Annotated in this window: 5 protein-coding genes; 3 read left to right on the top strand and 2 right to left on the bottom strand. The window is 77.0% G+C overall.

What is annotated here, in order from left to right; genetic code table 11:
• Nucleotides 1-24 precede the first annotated feature (24 nt).
• Together purL and rsgA are read left to right on the top strand one after the other, a co-directional pair.
• Entirely contained in the window at nt 25-2433 is a 2409-nt protein-coding gene (gene purL, locus VER05_RS13440) for a phosphoribosylformylglycinamidine synthase subunit PurL (RefSeq protein WP_324845847.1), read from the top strand.
• A gap of 102 nt (nt 2434-2535) precedes the next feature.
• The gene (rsgA, locus tag VER05_RS13435; protein ID WP_324845846.1) at nt 2536-3618 is read left to right on the top strand and encodes a ribosome small subunit-dependent GTPase A; all 1083 of its coding nucleotides are present in this window, start codon (nt 2536-2538) and stop codon (nt 3616-3618) included.
• 130 nt (nt 3619-3748) lie between these two features.
• Here rsgA and VER05_RS13430 read toward each other — a convergent pair whose 3' ends face one another.
• On the bottom strand, nt 3749-3934 hold the full coding sequence (locus VER05_RS13430) for a hypothetical protein (protein ID WP_324845845.1): 186 nt from the start codon (nt 3932-3934) through the stop codon (nt 3749-3751).
• A gap of 62 nt (nt 3935-3996) precedes the next feature.
• On the opposite strand from VER05_RS13430, the gene VER05_RS13425 reads away from it, so the two are divergent.
• The gene (locus tag VER05_RS13425; protein ID WP_324845844.1) at nt 3997-4371 is read left to right on the top strand and encodes a sterol carrier family protein; all 375 of its coding nucleotides are present in this window, start codon (nt 3997-3999) and stop codon (nt 4369-4371) included.
• An 82-nt stretch (nt 4372-4453) separates the two neighbouring features.
• Here VER05_RS13425 and VER05_RS13420 read toward each other — a convergent pair.
• The coding region (locus tag VER05_RS13420) for a DUF1949 domain-containing protein (RefSeq protein ID WP_324845843.1) at nt 4454-4750 on the bottom strand (297 nt) is incomplete at its 5' end.

Here is a 4750-nt window from a genome sequence, read left to right as displayed (position 1 = left end):
ACTCGTGCGACCCGAGGGAAGTTGATGACCGCCGCTGCCGACAGCGCTGAAGCCGTGTCCGCCCCCCGCCCGCAGCTCGACACCGTCGAGCTCGCCGCGTCCACGCCCGACGAGGCGCAGCCGTTCGCGGAGCTCGGGCTCAAGCCGGACGAGTACCAGCGCATCCGCGACCTGCTCGGGCGCCGCCCCACGGCCGCCGAGCTCGCCATGTACTCCGTGATGTGGTCCGAGCACTGCTCGTACAAGTCGAGCAAGACGCACTTGCGCAAGTTCGGCGAGCGCGTGACGCCCGAGATGACCGAGCACCTGCTGGTCGGCATCGGCGAGAACGCCGGCGTCGTCGACATCGGCGACGGCTGGGCGGTGACGTTCAAGGTCGAGTCGCACAACCACCCGTCCTACGTCGAGCCGTACCAGGGCGCCGCGACCGGCGTCGGCGGCATCGTCCGCGACATCATCTCGATGGGCGCGCGCCCGGTGGCGGTCATGGACCAGCTGCGGTTCGGCGCGGTCGACCACCCGGACACCGCCCGCGTGGTGCACGGCGTCGTGTCCGGCGTCGGCGGCTACGGCAACTCCCTCGGCCTGCCGAACATCGGCGGCGAGCTCGTGTTCGACGCCTCCTACCAGGGCAACCCGCTGGTGAACGCGCTGTGCCTCGGCGTGCTCCGGCACGAGGACATCCACCTGGCGAACGCCTCGGGCGTGGGCAACAAGGTCGTCCTGTTCGGCGCGCGCACCGGCGGCGACGGCATCGGCGGCGCGTCGATCCTCGCGTCCGAGACCTTCGACGACACCAAGCCGTCCAAGCGGCCGTCGGTCCAGGTCGGCGACCCGTTCATGGAGAAGGTGCTCATCGAGTGCTGCCTGGAGCTCTACGCGGCCCGCGTGGTCGAGGGCATCCAGGACCTCGGCGCGGCCGGCATCTCGTGCGCCACCTCCGAGCTCGCGTCCAACGGCGACGGCGGCATGCACGTCGACCTGGAGAACGTGCTGCTGCGCGACCCCACCCTGACCGCCGGCGAGATCCTCATGTCGGAGTCGCAGGAGCGGATGATGGCGGTCGTCACGCCGGAGAAGCTCGACGAGTTCCTGGCCATCACGTCGAAGTGGGACGTCGAGACCGCGGTGATCGGCGAGGTGACCGGCACCGGCCGCCTGACCATCGACCACCACGGGCAGCGGATCGTCGACGTCGACCCGAAGACCGTCGCGCACGAGGGCCCGGTCTACGACCGCCCGTACTCCCGCCCCGAGTGGCAGGACGGCCTGGTCGCCGACTCGGTCAGCACGCCCGAGGGCGCGCAGCGGTACCTCCGCCCCGAGGGCGGCCCCGCGCTGCGCGCCACCGTCCTGGCGCTGCTCGCGTCGCCCAACCTGGCGTCGAAGGCGTGGGTCACCGACCAGTACGACCGGTTCGTGCAGGGCAACACGGCCCTCGCGCAGCCCGACGACGCCGGCGTGGTCCGCGTCGACGAGTCGACCGGCCTGGGCGTGGCGCTGGCCACCGACGCCAACGGCCGGTACGCCAAGCTCGACCCGTACGCCGGCGCGCAGCTCGCGCTCGCCGAGGCGTACCGCAACGTCGCCGCCTCGGGCGCCAAGCCGCTCGCCGTCACCGACTGCCTCAACTTCGGCAGCCCCGAGGACCCGGCGTCCATGTGGCAGCTCGTGCAGGCGATCGAGGGCCTCGCCGACGCCTGCGCGGTGCTCGGCACCCCGGTCACCGGCGGCAACGTCTCGCTCTACAACGGCACCGGCGAGCCCGGCAAGATCGACTCCGCCATCCACCCGACGCCCGTCGTCGGCGTGCTCGGCGTGATCGACGACGTCGCCGAGGCGACCCCGTCCGGCTGGACCACCGCCGGCCAGTCGGTCTACCTGCTCGGCACGACCCGCCCGGAGCTCGACGGCTCGGCCTGGGCCGACGTCGCGCACGCCCAGCTCGGCGGCACGCCGCCGCGGGTCGACCTGGAGGCCGAGCGGAAGCTCGCGACCGTGCTGGTCCGGGCGTCGCGGGACGACCTGGTCGACGCCGCGCACGACCTGTCCGAGGGCGGCCTCGCGCAGGCGCTCGTGGAGTCGTCGCTGCGGTACGGCGTCGGCGTGCAGGTCGACCTGGCCGCGCTGTGCGCGCGCGACGGCGTGACGCCGTTCGAGGCGCTGTTCTCCGAGTCGACGGCCCGGGCGGTCGTCGCGGTGCCGCGGTCCGAGGCCGTGCGGTTCGAGGACCTGTGCACCGCGCAGGGCGTCCCGGCGCTGGCCATCGGCGTCACGGCGGAGACCTGCAGCCCCGGTGCGGGCGCCCCGACGCAGGACGCGCCGGAGCAGCACGTGCACGCGCCGGCCGTCGAGGTCACGGGTCTGTTCACGCTCCCGCTGGCCGAGGCCCGCGAGGCGCACGAGGGCACGCTGCCGCGCCACTTCGGCTGACGCCCGGGCCGCCGGCCGCCCGACGGCGGTCGCGCGCCCGCGGCGTCCGGGGGCGGGAAAAGGTCTCGCGTCGGCACGGTGGGGGTTCCTACCGTCGTCGGCATGTCCTTCCTCGATGACGTGCCGCCGGGTGCCGCGGGGCGCGTCGTGCGCGTCGACCGTGGGGCCGTGCTCGTGCTGCCCGCGGGCGTCGACGGCGCGCCCGGCGTCGACGGCGCGGCGGGTGCCGAGCCCGTGCGCGTGCCGCTGCCCGGCGAGGGCCTCGTGCCGCTGCTCGGCCCCGACGGCGTCCCCGGGGACGCGGTGCCGCCCGCGGTGGGCGACGACGCCGTGCTCGGCTCCGGCCCGGACGGGGCCCCCGCGCTCGTCGCCCTGCGCCCGCGCCGGACCGCGGTGGTCCGGGACGGCGCCGACCGGACGTCCCGCGCGCAGGTGCTCGCGGCGAACGTCGACGTGGTGCTGGTGGTCGAGCACCTCGACCCCGACCCCAGCCCGGGCCGCGTCGAGCGGCTGCTGACCCTGGCCTGGCGGTCGGGCGCGACCCCGGTCGTGGTGCTGACCAAGGCCGACCTGGTGCCGGACCCCGACGGGATGGCCGACGAGGTCCGCGCGCTGGCGATCGGCGCCGACGTGCACGCGGTGAGCGTCGCGGCCGGGACCGGCCTGGAGCCGGTGCGCGCGCTGCTCGGGCCCGGGCGCACCCTCGTGGTGGTCGGCCCGTCGGGCGCGGGGAAGTCGACGCTGGTGAACGCGCTGGCCGGCGCGGACGTGATGACGACCGGCGACCGCCGGGCCGACGGGCGCGGCCGGCACACCACCGTGCACCGCGAGCTCGTGCCGCTCGCCGGGGGTGCCTGCCTCATCGACACCCCGGGGCTGCGCGGGGTCGGTCTGGTCGCCGACGCGGCGGCGCTGGACGCGACGTTCGCCGACGTGGCCGACCTCGCCGCGGGCTGCCGGTTCGCCGACTGCGCCCACCGCACGGAGCCCGGCTGCGCCGTGCTCGCGGCCGTCGAGGACGGGTCGCTGCCCGCGCGCCGGCTCGACTCGTGGCGGCGGCTGGCGCGGGAGGCGGCCTACCAGGAGCGGCGCGCGGACGCCGCCCTGGCCGCGGCGGAGCGGAACCGGGTCCGGCGCGCGACGGCGGCGTACCACCGGTTCCAGCAGGGCCGTCCGGCGCGCTGACCGGCCCCGGAGTGCGGTCCGGCGGGTCCGGCGCGTGCGGGCCGTCGTCCGGCCACCCTGGGGCGCGCAGCCCGGAGCGCGCGGGCCGTGGGCCACCCGTGCCGGGTCGCGCCCGGCCCGGTCGGCGGGGTCAGCCCGCGCGCACCGCCAGCACGATGATCGCGCCGACCGCGGCCAGCCCGGCCGCAGCCGACCCGAGCGCGCCCCACAGCGCGGCGCGCGAGCCGCGCTGCCGGGGCTCGGTCGAGGGCGCGGCGGTCGTGGGCCCTGGGGTCGTCGGCTCGGCGGTCGTCTGCTCGGCGGGGGTGCGGCTCATGGCCGTCGATCCTGCCACGCGCGGTCCGGGCGGGCGTCGCCCTGACCGGGGATGATGGGGGCATGCCTCCCCGTCGCCGCACCGACCCCGCGGTCGGCCGGGCCGCCGTCGCCGCCTGGCGCGCGGACCCGACCGACGCGACCGCCCGCCGCACCGCCGTCCGGTTCACGCTGGAGGAGCTCGCCGACGTCGCGCCGGGGCACACCGTCGAGGTCCGGGTCCCGCCGGACGGCGCCGTCCAGGCCGTCGAGGGCCCGCGGCACACCCGCGGCACCCCGCCGAACGTCGTCGAGACCGACCCGCAGACCTGGCTCGCCCTGGCGACGGGCGCGGAGTCCTGGCACGAGGCGCTGGCCGCGGGCCGGGTGCACGCCTCGGGCGAGCGCGCCGACCTGGCGGCCTGGCTCCCCCTCCAGGCCACCCGCTCCCGCCGGTAGACGCCGAGGTCGTCGGTTCCGGCCGGACGAGGGGTGGCGCAACCGTCGACCTCGGGCGCAACCGCCGACGTCGACGGCCGTGCTAGCGGGAGAGGACGACCGTGGCGCCGCGTGCCGCCTCCAGGGCGCCCGAGGTGGCCGCCGCGAGGGCCGCGTCGAACGCGTCCAGGGCGGCCGGCGGGATGAGCAGGGTGAAGCGCGCCTCCGCGGCGTAGGCCACGTCGTCCAGGGAGCCCTCGTGCGCCTCGGCCCAGTCCCGGAGCACGCCGTGCAGCCGGCCCGCGTCGGCGTGCGGGGCGTCGACCGTGACCCGCACCGCCGCGCTGCGCCGGACGAGCCGCGCGCGGTCCAGCGCCTCGGAGGTGGCCGTGGAGTACGC

The sequence above is a fragment of the Cellulomonas sp. genome, assembly GCF_035634735.1.
Lineage (GTDB): Bacteria > Actinomycetota > Actinomycetes > Actinomycetales > Cellulomonadaceae > Cellulomonas.
The sequence above is the reverse complement of the archived record's forward strand: the minus strand, read 5'-3'. Positions and strand labels throughout refer to the sequence as shown.